The sequence below is a fragment of the Streptomyces spinoverrucosus genome (assembly GCF_006539505.1).
In the GTDB taxonomy this organism is placed as follows: domain Bacteria; phylum Actinomycetota; class Actinomycetes; order Streptomycetales; family Streptomycetaceae; genus Streptomyces; species Streptomyces spinoverrucosus.
Map to the genome: position 1 here is coordinate 1 of NZ_BJND01000047.1, position 25,034 is coordinate 25,034.

At 71.7% G+C, this 25,034-nt stretch carries 20 protein-coding genes and 2 pseudogenes; 8 read left to right on the forward strand and 14 right to left on the reverse strand.

Going from position 1 to position 25,034, the window contains the following annotated elements; translation table 11 throughout:
• Positions 1-36: 36 nt before the first annotated feature.
• Positions 37-1,338 carry an MFS transporter gene (locus tag SSP24_RS28710; RefSeq protein WP_141312624.1) on the reverse strand — a complete coding sequence of 434 codons (1,302 nt, stop codon included), beginning with the start codon at positions 1,336-1,338 and terminating at the stop codon, positions 37-39.
• Positions 1,335-1,988, reverse strand: coding sequence for a GntR family transcriptional regulator (locus SSP24_RS28715; protein WP_141312625.1), 654 nt, complete (start codon positions 1,986-1,988; stop codon positions 1,335-1,337). The genes SSP24_RS28710 and SSP24_RS28715 overlap by 4 nt, the downstream gene beginning before the upstream one ends.
• 192 nt (positions 1,989-2,180) lie before the next feature.
• On the opposite strand from SSP24_RS28715, the gene SSP24_RS28720 reads away from it, so the two are divergent.
• Positions 2,181-3,080 (forward strand): D-alanyl-D-alanine carboxypeptidase family protein, encoded by a 900-nt coding sequence (locus tag SSP24_RS28720; protein ID WP_141312626.1) that lies wholly within the window; start codon positions 2,181-2,183, stop codon positions 3,078-3,080.
• A 63-nt stretch (positions 3,081-3,143) separates the two neighbouring features.
• Here SSP24_RS28720 and SSP24_RS28725 read toward each other — a convergent pair whose 3' ends face one another.
• From SSP24_RS28725 to pdhA (SSP24_RS28735), 3 genes are read right to left on the reverse strand one after another with little or no spacing between them, the layout of a single operon-like run.
• Positions 3,144-4,571, reverse strand: coding sequence for a dihydrolipoamide acetyltransferase family protein (locus SSP24_RS28725; RefSeq protein ID WP_141312627.1), 1,428 nt, complete (start codon positions 4,569-4,571; stop codon positions 3,144-3,146).
• A 10-nt stretch (positions 4,572-4,581) separates the two neighbouring features.
• Positions 4,582-5,562 (reverse strand): alpha-ketoacid dehydrogenase subunit beta, encoded by a 981-nt coding sequence (locus SSP24_RS28730; protein WP_141312628.1) that lies wholly within the window; start codon positions 5,560-5,562, stop codon positions 4,582-4,584.
• A 2-nt stretch (positions 5,563-5,564) separates the two neighbouring features.
• Positions 5,565-6,740 carry a pyruvate dehydrogenase (acetyl-transferring) E1 component subunit alpha gene (gene pdhA, locus SSP24_RS28735; protein ID WP_141312630.1) on the reverse strand — a complete coding sequence of 392 codons (1,176 nt, stop codon included), beginning with the start codon at positions 6,738-6,740 and terminating at the stop codon, positions 5,565-5,567.
• 320 nt (positions 6,741-7,060) lie between these two features.
• Here pdhA (SSP24_RS28735) and SSP24_RS28740 point away from each other — a divergent pair, with 320 nt between their 5' ends.
• On the forward strand, positions 7,061-7,720 hold the full coding sequence (locus SSP24_RS28740) for a response regulator (RefSeq protein WP_141312632.1): 660 nt from the start codon (positions 7,061-7,063) through the stop codon (positions 7,718-7,720).
• A 126-nt stretch (positions 7,721-7,846) separates the two neighbouring features.
• A complete protein-coding gene (locus tag SSP24_RS28745; protein ID WP_174864733.1) occupies positions 7,847-8,863 on the forward strand; it encodes a phosphotransferase in 1,017 nt (338 codons plus the stop codon).
• Between the two features lie 18 nt (positions 8,864-8,881).
• Here the strand turns inward: SSP24_RS28745 and SSP24_RS28750 are convergent.
• Positions 8,882-10,500, reverse strand: a pseudogene (locus SSP24_RS28750) (protein kinase domain-containing protein).
• A gap of 349 nt (positions 10,501-10,849) precedes the next feature.
• Between SSP24_RS28750 and SSP24_RS28755 the strand changes: the two are divergent.
• Positions 10,850-12,487, forward strand: coding sequence for a protein kinase domain-containing protein (locus SSP24_RS28755; protein WP_141312634.1), 1,638 nt, complete (start codon positions 10,850-10,852; stop codon positions 12,485-12,487).
• 71 nt (positions 12,488-12,558) lie between these two features.
• Here SSP24_RS28755 and SSP24_RS28760 read toward each other — a convergent pair whose 3' ends face one another.
• Positions 12,559-13,101 carry a bacterial proteasome activator family protein gene (locus SSP24_RS28760; protein WP_141312636.1) on the reverse strand — a complete coding sequence of 181 codons (543 nt, stop codon included), beginning with the start codon at positions 13,099-13,101 and terminating at the stop codon, positions 12,559-12,561.
• 168 nt (positions 13,102-13,269) lie between these two features.
• On the opposite strand from SSP24_RS28760, the gene SSP24_RS28765 reads away from it, so the two are divergent.
• Positions 13,270-13,740, forward strand: a complete 471-nt coding sequence (locus tag SSP24_RS28765; RefSeq protein WP_141312638.1) for a hypothetical protein — start codon at positions 13,270-13,272, stop codon at positions 13,738-13,740.
• Positions 13,741-13,752: 12 nt separating this feature from the next.
• Here the strand turns inward: SSP24_RS28765 and SSP24_RS28770 are convergent, their stop codons facing one another.
• Positions 13,753-14,730: an NAD(P)H-quinone oxidoreductase gene (locus SSP24_RS28770; RefSeq protein ID WP_141312639.1), complete on the reverse strand. Its 978-nt coding sequence runs from the start codon at positions 14,728-14,730 to the stop codon at positions 13,753-13,755.
• Positions 14,731-14,936: 206 nt separating this feature from the next.
• Here SSP24_RS28770 and SSP24_RS28775 point away from each other — a divergent pair, with 206 nt between their 5' ends.
• Positions 14,937-15,962, forward strand: a complete 1,026-nt coding sequence (locus SSP24_RS28775; RefSeq protein ID WP_141312641.1) for an ATP-binding cassette domain-containing protein — start codon at positions 14,937-14,939, stop codon at positions 15,960-15,962.
• The gene (locus SSP24_RS28780; protein WP_141312643.1) at positions 15,959-16,807 is read left to right on the forward strand and encodes an ABC transporter permease; all 849 of its coding nucleotides are present in this window, start codon (positions 15,959-15,961) and stop codon (positions 16,805-16,807) included. The genes SSP24_RS28775 and SSP24_RS28780 overlap by 4 nt, the downstream gene beginning before the upstream one ends.
• Before the next feature lie 16 nt (positions 16,808-16,823).
• On the opposite strand, the pseudogene SSP24_RS28785 reads toward SSP24_RS28780, so the two are convergent.
• Positions 16,824-17,510 (reverse strand): annotated as a pseudogene (locus SSP24_RS28785) (potassium channel family protein); the annotation flags it as partial.
• Positions 17,511-17,679: 169 nt separating this feature from the next.
• Between SSP24_RS28785 and SSP24_RS28790 the strand changes: the two are divergent.
• A complete protein-coding gene (locus SSP24_RS28790) occupies positions 17,680-18,786 on the forward strand; it encodes a potassium channel family protein (RefSeq protein WP_167529737.1) in 1,107 nt (368 codons plus the stop codon).
• A gap of 21 nt (positions 18,787-18,807) precedes the next feature.
• Here the strand turns inward: SSP24_RS28790 and SSP24_RS28795 are convergent, their stop codons facing one another.
• Genes SSP24_RS28795 through pdhA (SSP24_RS28815) form a run of 5 tightly spaced genes read right to left on the reverse strand, consistent with a single transcriptional unit; the run spans position 18,808 to position 24,906 of the window.
• The gene (locus tag SSP24_RS28795) at positions 18,808-20,136 is read right to left on the reverse strand and encodes a molybdopterin molybdotransferase MoeA (protein WP_141312645.1); all 1,329 of its coding nucleotides are present in this window, start codon (positions 20,134-20,136) and stop codon (positions 18,808-18,810) included.
• Positions 20,133-21,107 (reverse strand): NTP transferase domain-containing protein, encoded by a 975-nt coding sequence (locus SSP24_RS28800; protein WP_141312646.1) that lies wholly within the window; start codon positions 21,105-21,107, stop codon positions 20,133-20,135. Before SSP24_RS28800 ends, SSP24_RS28795 begins: the two co-directional genes overlap by 4 nt.
• 54 nt (positions 21,108-21,161) lie before the next feature.
• Positions 21,162-22,769, reverse strand: a complete 1,608-nt coding sequence (locus SSP24_RS28805; protein ID WP_141312648.1) for a dihydrolipoamide acetyltransferase family protein — start codon at positions 22,767-22,769, stop codon at positions 21,162-21,164.
• Positions 22,769-23,773 carry an alpha-ketoacid dehydrogenase subunit beta gene (locus tag SSP24_RS28810; protein WP_141312650.1) on the reverse strand — a complete coding sequence of 335 codons (1,005 nt, stop codon included), beginning with the start codon at positions 23,771-23,773 and terminating at the stop codon, positions 22,769-22,771. The genes SSP24_RS28805 and SSP24_RS28810 overlap by 1 nt, the downstream gene beginning before the upstream one ends.
• On the reverse strand, positions 23,770-24,906 hold the full coding sequence (pdhA, locus tag SSP24_RS28815) for a pyruvate dehydrogenase (acetyl-transferring) E1 component subunit alpha (RefSeq protein WP_141312652.1): 1,137 nt from the start codon (positions 24,904-24,906) through the stop codon (positions 23,770-23,772). The genes SSP24_RS28810 and pdhA (SSP24_RS28815) overlap by 4 nt, the downstream gene beginning before the upstream one ends.
• Positions 24,907-25,034: the final 128 nt, after the last annotated feature.

Consider the following 25,034-nt stretch of genomic DNA (forward strand, 5'->3'; position numbering starts at 1 on the left):
CGCAGCCCCCGGGACGCCCACCCCAACGCCGCGCGCCTACGCAGGGACGTGCACCGTCTCCACCCTGCTCGCCACCAACCGCTCCCGCTCCCGCCGCGCCGCCCGCCTCCGCAGCCGTAGGATCTGCGAGACCCCCACCGCCTGGAGCACGAACACCGACGAGAAGGCCATCGTGTAGTCGTCGCCGGTGGCGTCCAGCAGCGCGCCCACCGCGAACAACGTGGTCATCGAGGCGACGAAACCACCCATGTTGGTGATCCCGGACGCCGTCCCCTGACGTTCCGGCGGATTCGCGGGACGGGCGAAGTCGAACCCGATCATCGAGGCGGGCCCGCACGCGCCCAGCACCGTGCACAGCACCACCAGCAGCCACATCGGCGCCCGATCGGCCGGCCAGAACACCGTCACGGCCCACAGCAGCGACGTCGCCCCCACCGTTCCGAGCGCCAGCGGCAGCCGCGCCCCATGGTGCCGGGCGACGATCTGGCCGTAGACCAGTCCGACCGCCATGTTCGACAGCACGACCAGGGTCAGCAGCTCCCCGGCCGTGGCCCGGGACAGCCCCTGCGCCTCGACCAGGAACGGCAGCCCCCACAGCAGCAGGAACACCATCGCCGGGAACTGGGTCGTGAAGTGCACCCACAGCCCGAGCCGGGTCCCCGGCTCCCGCCAGGACGCGGCGATCTGCCGTCGTACGTACGCGGCCCCCATGTGGGGCAGGGGCTCCGGCTCGTGCCCCTCGGGGTGGTCCTTCAGGAACAGCACGAGCAGTACGAGGACGACGACCCCCGCGACGGCGCTGCCCGCGAACGCGGCCGTCCAGCCGATGCCGTGCAGCAGCCGGGCGATGACCAGCGTGGAGACCAGGTTGCCCGCCATGCCGACCAGCCCGGCGAGCTGCGCGATCAGCGGGCCGCGGCGGGCCGGGAACCAGCGGCTGCCGAGCCGCAGCACGCTGATGAACGTCATCGCGTCACCGCAGCCGAGCAGCGCGCGCGAGGCGAGCGCCATGCCGTACGAGGGGGAGAACGCGAAGCCCAGCTGCCCGGCCGTGAACAGCACGACGCCCAGCCCCAGCACCTTCTTGGTGCCGAGCCGGTCGACCAGCAGGCCGACGGGGATCTGCATCCCGGCGTAGACCAGGAGCTGGAGGATCGAGAACGTCGACAGCGCGGACGCATTGACGTCGAACCGGTCGGCGGCGTCGAGGCCGGCGACCCCCAGCGACGTACGGAAGATGACGGCGACGAAGTAGACCGAGACGCCTATCCCCCAGACGGCGACCGCGCGCCGGCCGCCGGGCGGATCGCCGGGCAGGGACACCGACGCCGAGCTCATCGGACCTCACCCCGCGCGAGGTGCGAGAACCAGCCGATGTGCCGGTGGACCACGTCGACGGCCTGGTCGGCGTCCCCGGAGCGCAGCGCCTCCAGGATCTCCTGGTGCTCCGCGAGCGTCTTGGCGATCCGGTCGGGGTGGGAGTGCATCACGGCGACGCCCATCCGCAACTGCCGGTCGCGCAGCTGGTCGTAGAGCCGGGAGAGGATTTCGTTCCCGCCGCTGCGCACGATCTCGGCGTGGAAGCAGCGGTCGGTGACGGCGGCGGCGGCCAGGTCCCCGGCGGCGGCCTGCTCCTTCTGCCGCGCCAGGAGCTCTTCGAGGCGCTCGATGAGCCCGGAGGGCGCGGGTACGGCCTTGCGCGCCGCGTGCTCCTCCACCAGCAGGCGGGTCTCGACGACGTCCGCGATCTCCTGGGCGGAGACGGGCAGGACGAGCGCGCCCTTCTTCGGGTAGAGCTTGATGAGCCCTTCGACTTCCAGCCGCAGCAGCGCCTCACGCACCGGGGTCCTCGACACCCCCACGGCGTCGGCCAGCTCGCCCTCGGTGAGGAGGGTGCCGCCCTCGTAACGGCGGTCCAGGACGCCTTGTTTGACGTGGGTGTAGACGCGGTCGGCGGCAGGGGGTTGCTTCACGGCGGCCAGGGTCATGCCGACAGGATAGATACAACACGTACGCATGGCCGGGACCGTCCACCATGCGGACCACACCTGACTGACCACCCCGACACAATTCCCGCACAACTATTCGTGCTAGGTACGTGTCACACACATGCGGCCTGCTGTACTCCCGTCCAACCCGGCCGCGCCACAGGGGCATTCGACGTATTCGGGGTATCTCAGTTGATAACCGGCATCAAGGGCATCCGTATCCGCAGAGCCGTCGCCGTCACCGCGACCGCCGGCGCCGTGTTCGCCACCGGAGCCCTCACCGCGGCACCCGCGCAGGCCGTCACCGCGCCGTCCATCGCCGCCAAGGGCGGCTACATCATGAACAACGCGAACGGCAAGACGCTGTACACCAAGGCGGCCGACACCAAGCGCGCCACCGGTTCGACGACCAAGATCATGACGGCGAAGGTCGTGCTGTCCCAGCCGAACCTGAACCTCAACGCCAAGGTCACGGTGCAGAAGGCGTACAGCGACTACATCGTGTCGAAGAACGCCTCCTCCGCCCGCCTGATCGTCGGCGACAAGGTCACCGTCCGTCAGCTGCTCTACGGGCTGATGCTGCCGTCCGGCTGTGACGCCGCCTACGCGCTCGCCGACAAGTTCGGCACCGGTTCGACGCGGGCCGCGCGCGTGAAGTCGTTCATCGGCAAGATGAACACCACGGCCCGGCAACTCGGCATGAAGAACACGAAGTTCGACTCGTTCGACGGCATCAGCAACGGCTCGAACTACTCGACGCCGCGCGACCTGACGAAACTCGCCAGCAACGCGATGAAGAACTCCACCTTCCGCGCGCTGGTGAAGACGAAGTCCACGAAGCAGAAGGTCACCACGAAGAACGGCGGCTACCGCTACTACACGTGGACCAACACCAACACGCTGCTGAGCAAGTACAGCGGCACCATCGGCGTGAAGACCGGCTCCGGCAGCCAGGCCAAGTACTGCCTGGTCTTCGCCGCCACCCGCAACGGCAAGACCGTCATCGGCACGGTCCTCACCTCCACGTCCGCCGCCCAGCGCGAAACGGACGCAAAGAAACTCCTCAACTACGGCTTCGCCCGCCTGGGCTGACGCCCACGAACGCCTGAAGGGGCCGACCGCCGTTGCGCGGTTGGCCCCTTGTCTCTGCCGGCGTTACGCCCAGGTGATCAGCCGCTTCGGCTGTTCCAGGATCGCTGCCACGTCCGCCAGGACCTTGGAGCCCAACTCGCCGTCCACCAGCCGGTGGTCGAAGCTGAGGGCCAGAGTCGTGACCTGGCGGGGCTTGACCTTGCCCTTGTGGACCCACGGCTGGAGCTTGATCGCGCCCATCGCGAGGATCGCGGACTCGCCGGGGTTGAGGATCGGCGTGCCGGTGTCGACGCCGAAGACGCCGACGTTGGTGATCGTCACCGTGCCGCCCTGCATCGCCGCCGGGGACGTCTTGCCCTCGCGGGCCGTGGTCACCAGCTCGCCCAGCGCCTCCGCCAGCTGCGGGAGGGTCTTGTCGTGCGCGTCCTTGATGTTCGGCACGATCAGACCGCGCGGGGTCGCCGCCGCGATGCCCAGGTTGACGTAGTGCTTGACCACGATCTCCTGGTTGGCCTCGTCCCAGGACGCGTTGATGTCCGGGTTGCGCTTGATCGCGACCAGGAGCGCCTTGGCGATGAGGAGCAGGGGGTTCACGCGCAGGCCCGCGAACTCCTTGTCCGCCTTCAGCTCCTCGACCAGCTTCATCGTGCGCGTCACGTCGACCGTCACGAACTCCGTGACGTGCGGCGCGGTGAAGGCCGAGCCGACCATCGCGGCGGCGGTGGCCTTGCGGACGCCCTTGACCGGGATGCGGGTTTCCCGGGTGGTGTCGTATGCCACCGCAGCGGGAGCCGCGGGTGCCGCGGCCGGCGTCGGTGCCGCCACCTCGGGAGCCGGGGCCGCCGCCGCGTGGACGTCCTCGCGCGTGATGATGCCGTCCGGGCCGGTCGGGGTGACCGTCGCCAGGTCGACGCCTAGGTCCTTGGCGAGCTTGCGCACCGGGGGCTTGGCGAGGGGGCGCTCCTGCGAAGGCGCGGCGGTGGGCGCCGTCGCGGGTGCGGCAGCGGTGGGCGCCTGGGCGGGCGGTGCCGTCCCCTCCCGGCCGCCATGGCCGTTCAGCTCGGACTGCAGCGCCGCCGAGGCCTGCTGGACCGGGACCTCCGGGCCCTTGCGCGGGCGGCGCTTGGTGGAGGAGGTGGACACGCCGTAGCCGACGAGCACCGGCTGGCGGCCCTCCTGCTTCGGCTGCTCCTTCGGCTCGGCGGGCGCCTCCTGCGCGGGTGCCGCGCCGCCGCTGACGTCCACCGCGATGATCGACGTGCCGACGTCGACCGTGGTGCCCTCGGGGAAGTGCAGCTCGCGGACCACGCCGTCGTACGGGATGGGCAGCTCCACCGCCGCCTTGGCCGTCTCGACCTCGCACACCACCTGGCCGTCGGTGACCGTGTCGCCGGGCTTGACGTACCACTTGAGGATCTCGGCCTCGGTCAGGCCCTCGCCCACGTCGGGCATTTTGAACTCGCGTACGGAAGCTTCCGTCATCGTCGTCACGACCCTCTCCTCAGTACGCCAGCGAGCGGTCGACGGCGTCGAGCACGCGGTCCAGGTCGGGCAGGTACTCCTCCTCCAGGCGGGCCGGCGGGTAGGGGGCGTGGTAGCCGCCGACCCTGAGCACCGGGGCCTCCAGGTGGTAGAAGCAGCGCTCGGTGATCCGGGCGGCGATCTCCGCGCCGGAGCCGAAGAACACCGGCGCCTCGTGGACGACCACCAGGCGGCGCGTCTTCTCGACCGACGCCTGGATGGAGTCGAAGTCGAGGGGGGACACCGAGCGCAGGTCCAGGACCTCCAGCGACTTGCCCTCCTCGGCGGCCGCCTCCGCGACCTCGTGGCAGAGCTTCACCATCGGGCCGTACGCGGCGAGCGTCAGGTCGGTGCCCTCGCGGGTCACCCGCGCCTTGTGCAGCGGGCCGGGGATCGCCTCCGTGCTGACCTCGCCCTTGTCCCAGTAGCGCCGCTTGGGCTCGAAGAAGATCACCGGGTCGTCGCTCTGGATGGCCTGCTGCATCATCCAGTAGGCGTCCGAGGCGTTGGACGGAGAGACGATCTTCAGGCCGGACACGTGCGCGAAGAGCGCCTCGGGGGACTCCGAGTGGTGTTCGACCGCGCCGATGCCGCCACCGTAGGGGATGCGGACGACGACCGGGAGCTTGACCTTGCCGAGCGAGCGCGCGTGCATCTTCGCGAGCTGCGTGACGATCTGGTCGTACGCCGGGAAGACGAAGCCGTCGAACTGGATTTCGACGACGGGACGGTAGCCACGCAGGGCCAGACCGATCGCCGTACCGACGATGCCGGACTCGGCGAGCGGGGTGTCGATGACGCGGCTCTCGCCGAAGTCCTTCTGCAGGCCGTCGGTCACACGGAACACGCCGCCGAGCTTGCCGACGTCCTCGCCCATGATGACGACCTTGGGGTCGGCGTCCAGGGCGCGGCGCAGCGACTCGTTGATCGCCTTGGCCAGGGCCATCTTCTCCACGGCCATGTTCAGACCCCCTCTACGTCCGCGAACGACGCCTGGTAGGCGGCGAACTGCGCTCGCTCCTCGTCGACGAGCGCATGCCCGTCCGCGTACACGTTCTCGAAGATGGCGAAGTGGTCCGGGTCCGGCATCGCACGGACCGCTTCGCGCACTCGCCTGCCCAACGCCTCGCTCTCCGCCTCGAGTTCCGCGAAGAATCCCTCGTCCGCGTGGTTTGAGGCCTCCAGATAGCGGCGAAGGCGCAGGATCGGGTCCTTCGCCTCCCAGGCGGCGCGCTCGTCGTCGTGCCGGTAGCGGGTGGGGTCGTCGGAGGTGGTGTGCGCGCCCATGCGGTACGTGTACGCCTCGACCAGCGTCGGTCCCTCGCCGTTGCGGGCCCGCTCCAGGGCCCACTTGGTGACCGCGAGGCAGGCCAGCACGTCGTTGCCGTCGACGCGGACGCCGGGGAAGCCGTAGCCGCGGGCCCGCTGGTAGAGCGGCACGCGCGTCTGGCGCTCGGTCGGCTCGGAGATCGCCCACTGGTTGTTCTGGCAGAAGAACACCACGGGGGCGTTGTAGACCGCCGAGAAGGTGAACGATTCGGCCACGTCGCCCTGGCTGGAGGCGCCGTCGCCGAAGTAGGCGATGACCGCCGAGTCCGCGCCGTCCTTGGCGACGCCCATCGCGTAGCCGGTGGCGTGCAGGGTCTGGGAGCCGATGACGATCGTGTAGAGGTGGAAGTTGTTGCTGTTCGGGTCCCAGCCGCCGTTGTTCACGCCGCGGAACATGCCGAGCAGGTTGGTCGGGTCGACGCCGCGGCACCAGGCGACGCCGTGCTCGCGGTAGGTCGGGAAGACGTAGTCGTCGTCGCGGAGGGCGCGGCCGGAGCCGATCTGGGCGGCCTCCTGGCCGAGCAGCGAGGCCCACAGTCCCAGCTCGCCCTGCCGCTGCAGGGCGGTGGCCTCGGCGTCGAAGCGCCGGGTGAGCACCATGTCGCGGTAGAGGCCGCGGAGCTCTTCGGGGGTGACACCGGCGACGTACTGCTCGTACTCGGCGTTCTTGACGCGCTCGCCCTCGGGCGTCAGCAGCTGGACGAGTTCGGGGTCGGTGTCCTGGGCGGTGTTGCGGGTGGTGCGCTTGGTGCCGGCCTTGCCTCCGGCGCTGCGTCGCGGCTTGCGCGCGGCAGTGCTCTCCACGGTCACGTGTGCTCCTCCGTCGGTCCGGCCCCCGGGATTGCCGGGAAAGCCAGTGCGGCTCACCTGTTCCGTCCCGTGCACGGGGTGGGTGCCGCTCGGCCGGAACAGGCGTGACAGGTGCCCCGGCGAGCGCCCTGCAACAGTCACGTTACCCAGTGCTCCACAATTCTGTGTAACCCCTCCTGACCTGCGTTTTTGCTTGGAAATCCAAGTAAATCGCAAAGCCGGGAAGAGGCACTGGTCACAGCCCTGCAGGGGGCCGGAACACCGGCACGTTATCCCGCTCACCCAGGTCACGGGAAGAGTCGGTGTGTGAGACTGACGTCGTGCGCGAAAACCGAAAAATCCGGGTATTTCTGCTCGACGATCACGAGATCGTCCGGCGTGGCGTGCATGAGCTGCTCTCCGTCGAGGACGACATCGAGGTGGTCGGCGAGGCCGGTACGGCGGCCGAGGCGCTGGTACGGATTCCCGCCACGCGTCCGGACGTCGCGGTGCTCGACGTACGCCTCCCGGACGGCAACGGCGTCGAGGTGTGCCGCGAGGTCCGCTCCCGGGACGACACCGTCAGGTGCCTGATGCTGACGTCGTTCGACGACGACGAGGCCCTCTTCGACGCGATCATGGCGGGCGCCTCCGGGTACATCCTGAAGGCCATCCGCGGCGGCGAGCTGCCGTGGGCCGTACGGAACGTCGCGGCCGGGAAATCCCTGCTCGACCCCGCGGCGACGGCCCGGGTGCTGGAGCGGTTGCGCGACGGCGGTGAGCCGAAGGGCGACGACCGGCTCACCGGGCTCACCGGGCAGGAGCGCCGGATTCTCGATCTGATCGGGGAAGGGCTCACCAATCGGCAGATCGGCGAGCGGCTGCACCTCGCGGAAAAGACGATCAAGAATTACGTGTCGAGTCTGCTTTCCAAACTCGGCATGCAGCGGCGTTCCCAGGCTGCCGCATATGTGGCGCGAATGCAGGCCGAGAAACAGTGACCACACGTACGGCCACACTTGTGACCGAAAGCGATCGTCGACGACTTCCTGTGACAACGCCCAGCTCACACGCCTGATTCGTGCCCTAGCATCTGGCGCGTGCCGCGCCCTTGTGTACCACCCCCCGTGCCCCACGCGCCCCCACTGAGCGCCCTTCTGCGCCAGTACGCCGCCGGTTCCGCCCTCACCTGCGACCCCGTCGACCAGGGCCTGCTCAACCGGGGCTACCGGCTCCGCACCACCCGCGGCCGCTACTTCCTCAAGCACCACTTCGACCCGGACACCGCCGACCCCGCCGCCATCGAGCGCCGGCACCGGGCCACCCAGCGGCTGGCCGACCTCGGCGTCCCGGTGGCCCCGCCGCTGGCCGGGCGGGACGGCCGTACGGTCGCGGTGGTGGGCGGCCACGCCTACGCCCTGCACCCGTGGATCGACGGCCGGCACCGGCACGGCGGGCAGCTCAGCACCGGTCAGTGCGCGCGCCTGGGGGCGCTGCTGGGCGCCGTCCACGCCACCCTGGAGCGCGTGATGCCGCCCAAGGGGCGCACGCCCCCAGCCACGAGCCCCCACCCCGTGGAGAGCGCCGACCCCGCCGACACGTTCGACCTCATCGACGACCTCCTCGCGCGCGTACGCCGGCACCGCCCCGCCGACTCCTTCGACGAACTGGCCCGCCACCGCCTCCTGGAACGGCGCGCCCTGCTGGAACGGCACGCGGACCGGCGTCCCCCGCGCGGCGGCTCGGTGGGTTGGGTGCACGGCGACTTCCACCCGTTCAACCTGCTCTACCAAGGGGACGCGCCGGCCGCGATCGTCGACTGGGACCGGCTCGGCGTCCAGCCGCGCGCGGAGGAGGCCGTACGCGCCGCCGCGATCTTCTTCGTCCGGGCCGCCGGGACCCTCGACCTGCCGAAGGTGCACGCGTACGCGCGCGCGTACCGGCGTGCGGCCAAGGCCACGCCCTCGGAGCTCGCGGCGGCCGTGCACCGGGTGTGGTGGGAGCGGCTGAACGACTTCTGGATGCTGCGCTGGCACTACGAACGCGGCGACACCCGCGCCGACCCCCAGTTCCCGGCCGCCTCGGCACTGGCCGTGTGGTGGACGCGGGAGTACGACGCGGTGTGCGGGGCGTTCGTGGACTGAGGCTCGCCCGGGGGCGGCTCAAACGCCGCCGTCCACGCCCCCGATGTTGGTGCCCCCGGTGTCCGTGCCGCCCGTGTTGGCTCCGCCGGTGTCCGTGCCCCCGGTGTTCGTGCCGCCCGTGTCGGTCCCGCCGGTGTTCGTGCCACCGGTGTCCGTGCCGCCCGTGTCCGTGCCGCCGGTGTCGGTCCCGCCGGTGTCCGTGCCCCCGGTCTCCGTCGGCGTGGGGTTCGTCGGCTGGTCCGTCGTACCTTGGCTGTCGGAGGGTGACGGCGTGTACGACGGGGTGTACGACGGCGTGTAGTCCCCCCAACCCGAACCCGAGTCGTCGCTGTCCTCGGTGGACGTGTCCGTGGACTCCTCGGTCGCCTCGTCGCTCGGCGACGCGCTGGGCGTCTCGTCCCCGGTGGTCTGCGAGCTGGTCGGAGTCGGCGTGGTGTCGGTGCCGCCGCCCTCGCCGCCGCCGCCGTTGTTCAGCGCCAGCGCGACACCGGCCGTGATGGCGATCACCGCGAGCACGGCGAGGATCCACAGCTTGCCGCGGCCGCTGCCCTTGTTGCCGTGCCCCTCGAAACCGCCGTCGTCGCGGCCGCCGTAGCCGGGGATGATCGGCTGCGGGATCTGCGCGGTGCCCTCGCCCGTGTTCGGCAGCACGGCGGTGCCCGCCATGCCCCTCGTCGGGGTCTGCCCGCCGTCGTGCGCGGTGACGGGGCCGGTGTTCCAGGTGCCGGTGTGGCCGCCCTGGTCGTACAGCATCTGCAAGCCGTACTGGACCAGCCCGCGCATCTCCTCGGCGGTCTGGAAACGGTCGTCGGGCTCCTTGGCCAGCGAGCGCATGACGAGGCCGTCCAGCTCCGGCGGCGAGGCTTCGTAGACCTCTGACGGCGGGGTGGGCATGTCCTGGACGTGCTGGTAGACCACCGACAGCGGAGTCTCGCCGACGAACGGCGGGCGCAGCGCCAGGAGTCGGAGCGGTGGTCGACGGCCTTGCCGAGCGCCTGCTCCGGGGAGAGGTACTGCGGGGTGCCCATCACCATGCCGGTCTGCGTCATCGTCGTGGACGCCCCGTGCAGGGCGCGGGCGATGCCGAAGTCCATCACCTTCACGGCGCCGTTGTGCGTGATGATGACGTTCGCCGGCTTGATGTCGCGGTGCACGATGCCGTGCTGGTGCGAGTAGGCGAGCGCCTCCAGGACGCCGGAGACGATGATCAGGGCCTGCTCCGGGCCGGGCGCCTCGGCGTTGTGCAGCAGATCGCGGATGGTGCGGCCCTCGACCAGCTCCATCACGATGTACGGCACCGACTGGCCGCCCACGAAGTCCTCGCCGGAGTCGTACACGGCGACGATCGCGTGGTGGTTGAGACCGGCCACCGACTGGGCCTCGCGCGTGAAGCGCGCCTTGGACACCGGGTCCTCGGCGAGGTCGGAGCGCAGCAGCTTGACCGCCACGGTGCGCCCGAGACGGACGTCCTCGGCGGCGAACACCTCGGCCATGCCGCCCCGGCCGAGTCTGCGGGTCAGCCGGTACCGGCCGTCCCCGACAAGCCCGCCGTTACCCCACATTTCCGGCGCATCTGACATCCCGCCGCCAGTCGCCTCGGGGTCGGACGGGCCCTGAGCGCGCTGCTGCTGTGCCATCAGTCCTCGCCGTCGTTTCTGCCCGCGGTGCGCGCGGTGTTGTTACGGTCTCCGTCGGCCACGCTACAGCCTTCGGGCAAGCCGCCGGTCCGAGATGGATTCCGAGATGGATACCGGGACCGGTCCGGGACGGACGGGCCGTCGAACCGGTCATCCAACCCTTGTGCCGTCGCGTCGTGCAAATCCTGTGTACCGGCCGTACGGCCGCTGTAACGCTTCCGCGACGCTTCTTTCGCGTACGGTCACGGAACGGGCACCGAGCTTGACGTGTCAGTGCCCTGGGGCAGACTTGGCCGGGAATGGCACTTTCGATCAACGGCGCCTGACGGTCTACGGGGGATACGGGAACATGAGCCAGGACGGCGCACAGGGCCGGTACGCGGGGCGGGCACTCGCCGGCGGCCGGTATCAGCTGCGTGACTTGCTCGGCCAGGGCGGCATGGCCTCGGTGCACCTCGCGTACGACGCCGTGCTCGACCGCCAGGTCGCGATCAAGACACTGCACACCGAGCTGGGCCGCGAACAGGCGTTCCGCGAACGCTTCCGCCGCGAGGCGCAGGCCGTGGCGAAGCTCACGCACACCAACATCGTCTCGGTCTTCGACACCGGCGAGGACAACCTCGACGGGATGACAACTCCGTACATCGTCATGGAGTACGTCGAGGGCCGCCCGCTCGGCTCCGTGCTCGACGAGGACCTACGGCAGTACGGCGCGATGCCCGCCGACAAAGCGCTGAAGGTCACCGCGGACGTGCTCGCGGCGCTGGAGATCAGCCACGAGATGGGCCTGGTCCACCGGGACATCAAGCCGGGCAACGTGATGGTGACCAAGCGCGGTGTGGTCAAGGTCATGGACTTCGGCATCGCCCGCGCCATGCAGTCCGGTGTCACGTCGATGACGCAGACCGGCATGGTCGTCGGCACCCCGCAGTACCTCTCGCCGGAGCAGGCGCTGGGCCGGGGCGTGGACGCGCGCTCCGACCTGTATTCGGTCGGCATCATGCTGTTCCAACTGGTCACCGGGCGGCTGCCGTTCGACGCGGACTCGCCGCTGGCCATCGCGTACGCGCACGTGCAGGAGGAACCGCCGGTTCCGTCCTCGATCAACCGCTCGCTGCCGCCGGCCGTGGACGCGCTGATCGCCCGTGCGCTGAAGAAGAACCCGAACGAGCGTTTCCCGACGGCCGAGTCCATGCGCGACGAGTGCCTTCGGGTGGCGGCGTCCTTCCAGGCGGCCCCGCCGAGCATCGTGCCGGGCGCGGCGACGCAGAGCGGCGCGGGCGTCGGCTCCGCGGTGTTCCCGCCGGTCGACCAGGCGACTCCGCCGCCGCCGCAGAGCAACGTACAGACGCCGTACCAGCCGCACCCGACGCCGAACCCGAACCCGTACGGCACGCCCACACCCTCCCCGTCGTACGGCTACCCGCAGCAGGGCGGCTACCCGACGCCGCACGCCGCGTACGGGGCGCAGCCGACGCCGAACACGCCGCCCGCGTACAACCTCACGCCGCACACCCCGCCGCCCGCGAGTGGCGGCAAGAGCAACAAGCCGGTCATCATCGGCTCGATCGTCGTCGCCCTCGTCGCGGTCGGCGGCCTGGTCATGGCCCTGGCGCTGAACGGCGGCGGCACCGAGAACAACGGTGGGGGCGGCGGGGCGAGCACCTCCGCATCGTCGACCGAGGTGCCCGGCTACCGCGGGCCGGACACGTCGAAGACGATCGAGAAGGAGGAGTGCACGGAGCCGGACGAGTCGTACAACGACCCCGAGAAGATCCGGATCCCGGACTTCCAGTTCAAGAACATCTCGTCGGTCAGGGAGTGCCTCCAGGCCGCGGGCTGGCAGCTGAAGATCAAGGACGTCGACGAGAACACCTACGGCGACGGCACGGTCATGGACCAGTTCCCGTCCGCGGGCACGGATGTGGATCCGGATGACGTGCCGGAGATCGAGCTCGCGGTGTCGACGGGGCACCCGGCTTCCTGATACATCCGGCTTCCTGAAGTCCGGCTTCCTGAAAAAGGGGCCCGGCGTGTGCCGGGCCCTTTGTGGTGTCCCTACAGGTACGGTCCGCCCGAGCGGCCGCCCGTGCGCGGGTCGTCGTGGCCCTCCTGGCCGATGCCCGGCGGCAGGGCGCGGCGCATCTGCTCCAGCTGGGCCCGCGCGGCCATCTGCTGGGCGAACAGTGTGGTCTGGATCCCGTGGAAGAGACCCTCCAGCCAGCCGACCAACTGGGCCTGCGCGATCCGCAGTTCGGCGTCGCTGGGGGTGGCCTCGTCGGTGAACGGCAGGGAGAGCCGCTCCAGTTCCTCCACCAGCTCCGGCGCCAGGCCGTCCTCCAGCTCCTTCACCGAGCTCGCGTGGATCTCCTTGAGCCGGACCCGGCTGGCCTCGTCGAGAGGAGCCGCGCGCACCTCCTCCAGGAGCTGCTTGATCATGCTGCCGATCCGCATCACCTTGGCCGGCTGCTCGACCTGCTCGGTCAACGGGGTCTCGTGGGAGTCGTCGTCCCCACCACCGCCGAGTGCCATGCCGTCCTGGCCCACGACCAGGATCCTCTGGGCGTTCTCCGACGACCGTTCGTTCCTCGGCATCTCCATGCCGTCATTCTCTCGCACACGTCCACCCCACCACTGAGGCGCCCCCCGTGCAGGGTGATCCACCGATTACGACCACTTGGCGGCGCCCGGAATGCCGCGTTCGTCAGTTGATGTGAGGCTCGTCGCGTCGATTGTTTGGCGACCTGTTTCCGGGAGGGGGTCACCGACGTGACTCCAAGGCGGCGCGTGCGGCGTGCGGCGGGGGTGGTGGTGCTGGGGGTGGCGCTGAGTACGGCCGTGCTCGGGTGCGGGGCCGTGGCGTCGTACGACGCGAAGGAGCCGTGGGCGAGCGGGGAGCCCTCCGGCTCCGCCTCCGCCTCCCCCTCTGTCGAGCCGAGCTGGGCCGGGAGCCGGGCCGGGGAGGGGCGGATGCGGCCGGGGCGGCCGGAGGAGCCGTGGCCCGAGACGCCGCCGGCGCGCCCGAGCGGGACCGGCGCCGCCGACGACGTACCCGCGTCGCCACCGGCGTCCGGTCCCGGGGCCACGCACGAGGAGGAGCCCCTGGATCAGGCCGTCACGGACCCCGCCGGGTCCGAACCGGTACTGCGGATCCTGCCGCTCGGCAGTGGGCTGGTACTCATCGGCCTCGGGCTCGGGCTCGCGTTCGTGGCGCTGCGGGTCCGCCGGGCGCAGGAGTGACCTCTTCGCGCGCTACGTCGTGAGCAGGACCTTCCCGACGTGGCCGCTCTCCTCCAGCAGGCGGTGGGCGTCGGCGGCGTCCCGCATGGGCAGCTCGCGGTCGATGACCGGGCGGACGTGACCGGCGTCGAGCAGCGGCCAGACGTGTTCGCGTACGGCGGCGACGATGGCCGCCTTCTCGTCGAGCGGGCGGGCGCGCAGCGAGGTCGCGCTGATCGCGGCGCGCTTGTTGAGGAGGGCGCCGATGTTCAGCTCGCCCTTGACGCCGCCCTGCATGCCGATGATCGCCAGTCGGCCGTTGACGGCGAGCGCCTGGACGTTGCGGTCGAGGTACTTGGCGCCCATGTTGTCGAGGATGACGTCGGCGCCCGCGCCGGCCGTGACCTGCCTGATCTCCTCGACGAAGTCCTGCTCGCGGTAGTTGATCAGGATGTCGGCGCCCAGTTCGGCGCAGCGCTCCAGCTTCTCCTTGGTGCCCGCGGTGACGGCGACCTTGGCGCCGACGGCCTTGGCGAGCTGGATCGCCATGGTGCCGATGCCGCTGGAACCGCCGTGCACGAGGAGGGTCTCGCCGGGGCGCAGATGGGCGACCATGAAGACGTTCGACCAGACCGTGCAGGTCACCTCGGGCAGCGCGGCGGCCTGCCGGACGTCGAGGCCGCGGGGCACGGGCAGCAGCTGGCCGGCCGGAACGGCGACCTTCTCGGCGTAGCCGCCACCGGAGAGCAGCGCGCACACCTCGTCGCCCACGGCCCAGCCGGCGACGCCTGCGCCGAGCGCGGCGATACGGCCGGAGCATTCCAGGCCGGGGTAGGGGGAAGCGCCGGGCGGCGGGTTGTAGTAACCCTGCCGCTGCAGGATGTCGGCCCGGTTGACGGCACTGGCCGCCACCTCGACCAGCACCTCGCCCTCCCCGGCGACCGGATCCGGGACCTCGTCCCACACCAGCGCCTCGGGCCCACCAGGTTCGGGAATCGTGATCGCATGCATGAGGGGGACGCTACTCCCCCGTCTCCGGTCCCAGGCCCCTGTGTCACTCCTCCGTCTCTGCCTCCGTCTCCGGCCTCCGTCTCTGGTCGGAGGCCCCCTGCGTCGTTGGTCCGGTCCGTTGAGAAATCCCTGTGCGCGACCGATGAGTTTGCGCGACGGTGGAGGTCTCCCCATGCGTAACCCGAGTACGCGGAAGGACACCCCACATGAGCCAGCAGACGCCCGGTCTGGCCATCGAGACCGCGGGCCTGGTGAAGACGTTCGGCGAGACGAGGGCCGTGGACGGCGTCGACCTGGCCGTGCCCACCGGCACGGTGTACGGCGTCCTCGGTCCGAACGGCGCCGGGAAGACCACCACCGTGAAGATGCTCGCCACCCTGCTCAGGCCGGACGGCGGTGAGGCCCACGTCTTCGGCCACGACGTCGTCCGGGAGGCGGACGAGGTACGCGGCCGGGTCAGCCTGACCGGGCAGTACGCGTCCGTGGACGAGGACCTGACCGGCACCGAGAACCTGGTCCTGCTCGGTCGCCTCCTCGGCCACCACAAGAAGGCCGCGCGGGAGCGCGCCGCCCAACTGCTGGAGGCCTTCGGACTGACCGAGGCGGCCGGAAAGCAGGTCAAGAACTACTCCGGCGGCATGCGGCGCCGTATCGACATCGCCGCCTCCATCCTGAACACGCCGGACCTGCTGTTCCTGGACGAGCCGACCACCGGCCTCGACCCGCGCAGCCGCAACCAGGTGTGGGACATCGTGCGCGCGGTCGTCTCCCAGGGCACGACCGTGCTGCTGACCACGCAGTATCTGGACGAGGCCGACCAGTTGGCCTCCCGGATCGCCGTCATCGACCGCGGCAAGGTGATCGCCGAGGGCACCAAGGGCGAGCTGAAGGCGTCCGTCGGCGCCGGTTCCGTACATCTGCGGCTGCGCGAGGCGGAACAGCGGCCGGAGGCCTCGCGGGTGCTGCGGCAGGTGCTCCAGGCGGACGTGCAGCTGGAGCCGGACCCGGTGGCGCTGACCGCACGCGTCGGCGCCGGTGCTTCGAACGGCCAGGGCGCCGCCGAGCAGGCCGCCGCCGCGCTCGCCGAACTGGCCCGCGTCGGCGTCGTCGTCGACAACTTCTCACTCGGCCAGCCGAGCCTGGACGAGGTCTTCCTGGCCCTCACCGGACACGACACCAAGGTGCACGACGAGCCGCAGGCTCACGACGCGAAGGACGGGGCAGCCGCATGAGCACAGCGACCACCACCGAGACCAAGGAACTGGCCCCCGTCAGCACCGAGTCGCTGGCCGCGCTGCTCGTGGCCAAGGAGCGGCCGCCGCGGCCGAGCGCGTGGTCGGCGTCGCTGACCTTCGGCTGGCGCGCGATCCTGAAGATCAAGCACGTCCCGGAGCAGCTCTTCGACGTCACCGCCTTCCCGATCATGATGGTGCTGATGTACACGTACCTGTTCGGCGGGGCGCTGGCCGGTTCGCCGAGGGAGTACATCCAGTTCCTGCTGCCGGGCATCCTGGTGATGTCGGTCGTGATGATCACGATGTACACGGGTGTCTCGGTCAACACGGACATCGAGAAGGGTGTCTTCGACCGGTTCCGCAGCCTGCCGATCTGGCGGCCGTCGACGATGGTCGGCTATCTGCTCGGCGACGCGCTGCGCTACACCATCGCGTCCGTGGTCATGCTGACCGTCGGCATCATCCTCGGCTACCGGCCGGACGGCGGGCCCGGTGGGGTGATCGCAGGGATCCTGCTGCTGGTGGTGTTCTCGTTCGCGTTCTCGTGGATCTGGACGATGTTCGGGCTGCTGCTGCGCACCGAGAAGTCGGTGATGGGCGTCAGCATGATGGTGATCTTCCCGCTCACCTTCCTGTCCAACGTCTTCGTCGACCCGCGGACCATGCCGGGCTGGCTCCAGGCGTTCGTCAACAACAGCCCGGTCACCCATCTGGCCTCCGCGGTTCGGGAGCTGATGGCCGGTGAGTGGCCCACCGCCGAGATCGCCTGGTCGCTGGGCTGGGCGGGCGTGTTCGTGCTGGTCTTCGGTCCGATCACGATGCGGCTGTACAACCGCAAGTAGCCCTGGGGTGTCCGGCTCATCGCTGCGGGTCGCGCCGGTTCTCCGGTGCGGCCCGCGGCACGACGGTGATCACCCGGTCCGTCAGCTCCAGCGTCCGAACGGCCGGATCGTCGTAGTGCAGCACCCGGTGCCCGCGTACGACGCTGATCACCAGGTCTTCGATGTCGCGCGGGCTCCGGCCCACCTCGGCCCTGGTCACCGGCCGGTCGACCACGTCGAGCCCGCTGCCCCGGCGGATGAGGTCCTCCATGACCAGTCCCGCGGCCGGACTGAGCACGGACAGGCCCAGCAGTCGCCCCGCCGCGCCCGCGCTGGTGATGACCTCGTCGGCGCCGGACTGCTTGAGCAGCGGCGCGTTCTCCTCCTCGCGCACCGCCGCCACGATCGTCGCGCCACGGTTGAGCTGCCGGGCCGTCAGCACCACCAGGACGGCCGTGTCGTCGCGCTGGGTGGCGATGATGATCCGCTTCGCCCGCTGCACCTCGGCCCGCTTCAGGATCTCGCTGCGGGTCGCGTCCCCGAGCACGGCGGCGTAGCCCTCGGCCGTCGCGGCGTCGACCGCCTTGGCGCTCGGGTCGATCACGACGACCTGTTCCTTCTTCAGCCCCGTGGCACAGGCGGCCTGGGTCGCGGCCCGGCCCTTCGTACCGAAGCCGACGACGACAGTGTGGTCGCGCAAGGAGGACCTCCAGCGGGGTATGCGGGCCTTCGGACCGGGGTACGGCTCCCGGACGTCGGGTCCGACGCTACCCAGCGCCCCGGCGCGAGCCCACCCCGGTCGGCGTGTCGGGCCGGGGGGCACGGCGACGGCGCCGGACCCGGTGCGGAACGATGGAGCCGACTGTCCGTACCGACGCCGCAGGGGGCCAGCGATGAGGGACGACGAGCACCCATCCACGCGAGGGGCGAGGTCCGCACTGCTGCGGTCCCTCTGGAGCCGCTCACGCAAGGAGGCCCGCGCCGACGCCGAGGCGGGCCGCGCCATCACGATGCCGGTGCTGAACGTCGTACCGCCGCTCCAGCAGGTGCTCAAGCGCCTGTCCATGGCGCTGCTGGTCCTCGTCGTCACCATCCTGATCGTGTACATCGACAGCGAGGGCTACAACGACAGCTCCGACGGCAAGGTCGACCTGCTCGACGCCGCGTACTACGCCACCGTCACCCTCTCCACCACCGGATACGGCGACATCGCCCCGGTCAGTGAGGCCGCCCGGCTCACCAACATCTTCGTCATCACACCGCTGCGCGTGCTGTTCCTGATCATCCTGGTCGGCACGACCCTGGAGGTGCTCACCGAGCGCACCCGCCAGCAGGTCCGCATCCACCGCTGGCGCGCCCGTACCCGGGACCACGTCGTGGTCATCGGATACGGCACCAAGGGGCGGCACGCCGTGCAGACCCTGGTCGGGCAGGGCATCGGCAAGGACCGGATCGTCGTCGTGGACGCCCAGCGCAAGACGGCCGAAGCGGCCGGCGACGCCGGCCTGGTGGCGGTGACCGGCGACGCCACCCGCTCGGAGACCCTGCTCAAGGCCGAGATCCACCGCGCCAACCGCGTGATCATCGCCCCGCAGCGCGACGAGACGGCCACACTGATCACCCTCACCGCACGCCAGCTGAACAAGCACGCCACGATCGTCGCCGCCGTCCGCGAGGACGAGAACGTGCCGCTGCTCAAGCAGAGCGGCGCGGACACCGTCGTGACCAGCTCCAGCTCGGCCGGCCGGCTGCTCGGCACGTTCATGGCCAGCCCGCCCGTGGCCCGGACACTGGAGGACCTCATGACCCTCGGCAGCGGCATGGACCTCATCGAGCGGCCGGTGACCCCGGAGGAGGAGGGCCGGACGCCCCGCGAGTGCGCGGACCTGGTCGTGGCGGTCGTACGGGACAAGGAGATGCTGGACTACACCGACGGGTGGCGGACGGAGCTGCGGGCGGGGGACCGGGTCATCACGATCAGCCGGCCGGTCGCATCGTGACTACGCCGGGTGGTCAATGTTTCACGTGAAACACACGCCGATCCCGGCCGTGGCCCACGGCAGCTCCAGGATCTCCGCCGCCTGACCGGGCCGCGCCCCGCCCGGCGGTACGACCGCGAGGGCATCGGCGGCCGCGACGCCACGCAGCATGGCCGGTCCGTTGTAGTGCAGCGGCACCGCACGGTCGGTGCGCAGGACGACGGGGACGAGCCGGGTGTCGTACGGGTGCCCGTGCACCGCCTCCTGCAAGGGCAGCGCGTACGGCTCCTGCGCCGGGCGTGCCGCGAGCGTGCGCAGCAGGGGCTCGGCGAGGGTGAGCAGCCCGGAGACGGCGGCCAGGGGGTTGCCGGGCAGGCCGACGAGGTGCTGGTTCTCCTTGGTGCGGGCCAGCAGCATGGGGTGGCCCGGGCGCACCTTGACGCCGTCGACCAGCAGCTCCGCGCCGATACGGCGCAGGGTGGGGTGCACATGGTCGACGGGGCCCGATGCAGTGCCGCCGGTGGTGACGACGAGGTCGGCCTCGCTGGCCGTGATCGCCTCGTGCAGGGCGTCGGCGTCGTCGCCGATCCGCCGCACGTCCGTCACCTCGGCGCCGAGCGCACGCAGCCAGGGCGGCAGCATGGGGCCGAGGGCGTCGCGGATCAGGCCGTCGTGCGGGAGGCCCTCGGTGAGCAGTTCGTCGCCGAGCACCAGGACGTCGGCGCGGGGGCGGGGGACGGCGGTCAGGGTGTCGTATCCGGCGGCTGCGGCGAGGCCCAGCACGGCGGGGGTGACGAGGGTGCCGGGCGGCAGCAGCTGGTCGCCGCTGCGGCACTCCTGGCCGCGCGGGCGGATGTCCTGGCCGTGGCCGACGTCGCGCGTGGCGTGCAGTCTGCCCCGGTCGTCCATCCGGCCGTGTTCGCTGCGCAGCACCGCGGTGGTGTCGGGCGGGATCCGGGCGCCGGTGGCGATCCGGACGGCCTCGCCGTCATCGAGCGGCGCGTGCTCCGCGTGGCCCGCGAGCACGCCCTTGTCCCGTACGTCCCAGGGGCCGGGCCCGGCGACCGCCCAGCCGTCCATCGCGGAGGTGTCGAAGGAGGGGAGGTCGGTGAGGGCGGTGAGGGGGGCGGCCAGGGTGTGGCCGAGGGAGGAGTCGAGGGGGAGTGAGACGGGGGCGCGGCGGGCACCGCCTCGGGCGGCCCGGGCGGCGATCTCGCGGGCCTCGGGCCAGGGGGTGGCCTTGTGGTGGCGGTCCTGGGGGGCGCGGGCCTGGTGAGGGGCGTTGCCCCGGTCCTCCTTCACGAGTGCCAGTGCCTCCTCGACGTCCCGGTCCTCGACCGCCTCGCCGTCACGGATACCGGGGGCGGTCATCCGGCGTCCGGGCGGGGCTCGGGGGCGGACTTGGTGTCGGTGGCGGCGTCTGAGGTGCCCGTGGCGGCGCCTGCCGTGTCCGTGGCGGGGGTCGCGCCGCCCTTGGTGGAGGCGTCCTCCTCCGCCCAGCGCAGTGCCAGGGCGGTGGCCTTGCGGGAGGCCTCGGCGACGGCTTCGGGGCCGCCGCCCGCCCGGGCCGCGGCGTAGCCGACGAGGAAGGTGGTCAGCGGGGCCGCGGGGCGTGCCACCCCGTGGGCCGCGTCACGGGCGAGGTCGAGCAGAACACCGGTGTCGACGTCGAGGTCGATGCCCAGCTCGTCCTTGACTGCGGAGATCCATTCATCCAACACGAGCCCATGCTCCCTGATGCGTGCCCTGGCAGTGGCGATGTCGTCCCAGGTGTCGCAGTCGAAGGATGCGACGGGGTCGAGGACGCGGGTGAGGTTCAGTCCGGCGGTGAGGAGCCGCAGGGGCAGGCCGGTGAGGCCGCCGTGCTCGGCTCGGAGGTGCGCGAGCCTCTCGCGCAGGCACTGTGCGCGGTAGGCGGCCACGAGTGGCTGGTCGCGGCCGCCGGGGTCGGTGAGCAGCGCGCCGTCGGCCGGGCCCGCGTCCAGCTCGGCGAGCAGTCCCTTCACGGTGGGCTCGCTGAGGAAGGGCAGGTCCGCGGAGAGGACCACCACCCGGTCGGCGCCGGTGAGCGGCAGACCGGCGGCGAGGGCGGCGAGCGGTCCGCCGCCCGGCGGTTCCTCGCGCGCCCAGGTCACGGGCCGTGCCGTCGGCCTCGGGTCGGCGACGACGACGGTGGTCCGGGCGTCGGCGCAGGCGGCGAGCACCCGGTCCAGCAGCGGGCGTCCGCCCACGCGCACGCCGGGCTTGTCGGCTCCGCCGAGCCGCCGCGCGGCCCCGCCGGCGAGCACGACGGCGTCGTAGTCACCGGCGTCGCCCGATGCGGGGCGTTGGATGTCGCTCACCCATTGAGTATGCGTGCCGCCCACCGTCTCGCGGAACGCGGGCGGGCCGCCCGATCACAGGGTGCGCAGCAGCACCGCCGGCTGTTCCACGCAGTCCGCGACATAGCGCAGGAAGCCGCCCGCCGTGCCGCCGTCGCAGACCCGGTGGTCGAAGGTGAGCGAGAGCTGCACGACCTGCCGCACCGCCAGCTCGCCCTCGTACACCCAGGGCTTGGGGACGATCCGGCCGACGCCGAGCATGGCCGCCTCGGGGTGGTTGATGATCGGCGTGGAGCCGTCGACGCCGAACACGCCGTAGTTGTTCAGCGTGAAGGTGCCGCCGGTCAGGTCCGCTGGGGTGAGCGTCCCGGCCCGGGCCGCCTCGGTCAGCCGGGCGAACTCCGCGGTGAGGCCCTCGGCGTCTCGGGCGTGCGCGTCCCGGACGACCGGCACGACCAGTCCCCGCTCGGTCTGCGCTGCGAAGCCCAGGTGCACATGGTCCAGCTGGACGACCTCCCTGGCCGCCATGTCCACGGTGGAGTTCAGCTCGGGGAAACGGGCGAGCGCGGCGGTGCAGATCCGGGCCAGCAGGGCGAGCAGGGAGATCTTGGGGCCACCGGCCGCGTTCATCGCGGTGCGCGCCCGCATCAGCTCCGTCGCGTCGGCGTCGACCCAGCAGGTCGCGTCCGGGATCTCCCGCCGACTGCGGGAGAGCTTGTCGGCGACGGCACCTCGGACGCCCTTGAGGGGGACGCGGGTGCCGGGCGTGTGGGCCGCGGAGGTGATCGGGACGGCCGTCGGTGCGGGGACACCGGCTGGAGTGGCAGGCACGCGCGTGTGGGGCTCGGTGTGCGCCGGTGCGGCGGCCACGCGCGGGTGCGGCTCGGCCTGCGGCTGGGCGGAACGGCCCTGCGCGGCGGCGGCCCGCAGTGCGTACTCCACGTCCGCGCGCAGGATCAGCCCGTCGGGACCGGAGCCCGTCAGCTCCCGCAGATCCAGCCCGTTCTCCCGGGCGAGCCGCCGTACGAGGGGCGAGATCACCGGCACGGGTCCTTCGCCGCGGGAGGCGTCGCCGTTGGCGTGGGCGTCACCGGGGGCGGTCGGGGTCCCGGGGGCTGGCGCGGCCTGAACGCCCGGAGCGGTCGAAGCCCTCGTAGGAGCTATGGGGGCCTGGGGCCGCACCCGTCGGCGCCGCGCGGGCGGCGCACCCGTGCCGTAGCCCACGAGGACGTTCCCGGATCCGGTGTCGGAGCCGCCGCCGGTCCGCGCAGTACCCGAGCCGTTGGCCGAAGCAGCACCGGAGCCCTCGGCCGGACCCGATCCCGAACCGGCACCAGCGACCGGACCCGACCCCGAACCGACGCCCGTGCCCCGGGCCGCCCCGGAGCCCGACGCCGAACCCGCGTCCGCTCCCTCACCGGCATCCCCGGAAGCCACCGCCCCCACCGCCACCGTCAGCAGCGGTGCTCCCACCGGGAGTTCCGTGCCCTCCTCGCCGAAGCGGGCCGTGACCACGCCGCCGTAGGGGCAGGGGACCTCGACCATCGCCTTGGCCGTCTCGACCTCGACGACCGGCTGGTCGACGGCGACGACGTCGCCGACCTGCACCAGCCAGCGCACGATCTCCGCCTCGGTGAGCCCTTCTCCGAGGTCGGGGAGCTTGAACTCCAGCACCTGTGCCATCAGCTCTCGGCCTCCCATTGCAGACGCGCCACGGCGTCCAGGATGCGGTCGACGCCAGGAAGATGGTGCCTCTCCAGCATCGGCGGCGGGTAGGGGATGTCGAACCCGGCCACGCGCAGCACCGGCGCTTCCAGGTGGTGGAAGCAGCGCTCCGTGACCCGGGCCGCGATCTCCCCGCCCGGTCCGCCGAACCCGCCCGACTCATGGACGACGACCGCTCGCCCGGTCCGTCGTACCGAGGCGCAGACCGTCTCGTCGTCGAACGGCACCAGGGAGCGCAGGTCGACGACTTCGAGGTCCCACCCCTCGGCCCGGGCCGCCTCGGCGGCTTCGAGGCAGACGGGTACCGACGGCCCGTAGGTGATGAGCGTGGCGCTCCGGCCGGAGCGCCGCACCACCGCGCGGCCAATGGGTTCAACGGTCTGCGGGTCGTCCGGGTTCCAGGCGTCCTTCGACCAGTACAGCCGCTTGGGCTCCAGGAAGACGACCGGGTCGTCGGAGGCGATGGCGGCGCGCAGCAGGCCGTAGGCGTCGGGGACGGTCGCGGGCGTGACGACATGGAGCCCCGGAGTCGCCATGTAGTACGCCTCGGAGGAGTCGCTGTGGTGTTCGACGCCGCCGATGCCGCCGCCGTAGGGGACGCGGATGGTGATCGGCAGGGGCATCTTCCCGCGCGTGCGGTTGCGCATGCGCGCCACATGGCTGATGAGCTGTTCGAACGACGGGTAGGCGAACGCGTCGAACTGCATCTCGACGACCGGCCTGAGCCCGTACATCGCCATGCCGACGGCCGTGCCGAGGATGCCGGCCTCGGCGAGCGGGGTGTCCGTGCAGCGGTCCTCGCCGAACTCCTTGGCGAGCCCGTCGGTGACGCGGAAGACGCCGCCGAGGGTGCCGACGTCCTCACCCATGACGTGCACGGACGGGTCGGCGGCCATGGCGTCGCGCAGCGCGCGGGTGAGGGCCTGGGCCATGGTGGCGGGCTTGACGGCGACCGTCGTCATCGCGGCTCCCCTTCCTGCCCGGCCTCCAGCTCGGCCCGCAACTGGGCCCGCTGCTCGCGCAGTTGCGGCATGGGCTGGGCGTAGACGTGGGCGAACAGGTCCATGGGGTCGAGCTCGGGGTCCTGGTTCAGGCGGGCGCGCAGGTCGGCGGCGAGCGCCTCGGCGTCCTCGCGCGCGGCCCGGACGCCGGCCTCGTCGAGCCAGCCGCGCTCGGTCAACTCCCGCTCCATAAGCGCGATCGGGTCGTGGTCCCGCCAGGCGTCGACCTCGGAGTCCGCGCGGTAGCGCTTGTCGTCGTCCGCGTTCGTGTGCGCCTCCACGCGGTACGTCACCGCCTCCACGAGCGTCGGACCGCCCCCCACGCGCGCGTGCTGCACGGCGTCGGTGAGGACCTCGTGCACGGCGGCGGCGTCGTTGCCGTCGACCAGGCGGCCCGGCATGCCGTACCCGACGGCCTTGTGGGCCAGGGACGGCGCGGCGGTCTGCTTGGCGAGCGGGACGGAAATCGCGAAGCCGTTGTTCTGGACCAGGAAGACGACCGGGGCCTGCCATACGGCGGCGAAGTTCAGCGCCTCGTGGAAGTCGCCCTCGCTGGTGCCGCCGTCACCGACGATCGCCAGCGCGACCACGTCGTCGCCCTTGAGGCGGGCGGCGTGCGCGAGGCCGACGGCGTGCGGGAGCTGGGTGGCGAGCGGGGTGCACAGAGGGGCGACGCGGTGGGCGTACGGGTCGTAGCCGGTGTGCCAGTCGCCGCGCAGCAGGGTGAGGGCCTCGACGGGGTCCACGCCCCGGACGACGGCGGCGAGGGTGTCGCGGTAGCTGGGGAAGAGCCAGTCGCGGTCGGCGAGGGCCAGCGCGGCGGCGACCTCGCAGGCCTCCTGGCCGGTGCTGGACGGGTAGACGGCGAGGCGGCCCTGTTTGGTGAGGGCGGTGGCCTGCGCGTTGTACCGGCGGCCGCGCACCAGCTGGGCGTACAGCCGGCGCAGCAGCTCGGGGTCGGCCTTGGCGGCCGCCTCGGTGCCGAGCACGCGGTACGGAGCCGCGTCGGGCAGCAGCGGCGTGGGGTCGGTGCGGGGCTGCCAGGCGGGCGGCGGCGACGGCCGATACGCGCCACGCTGCTCCATGACCGTCATGACGGCACCTCCTCGTGGGAGCGGCTTCGGGGAGGCGCGGCATCTGTGATGCGCCTCACCTACCGATTGTTCGGTCGACGGCACATTTTGGCTACAGGCCCCCTCGGGCTGTGGACAAACGGTTCTCC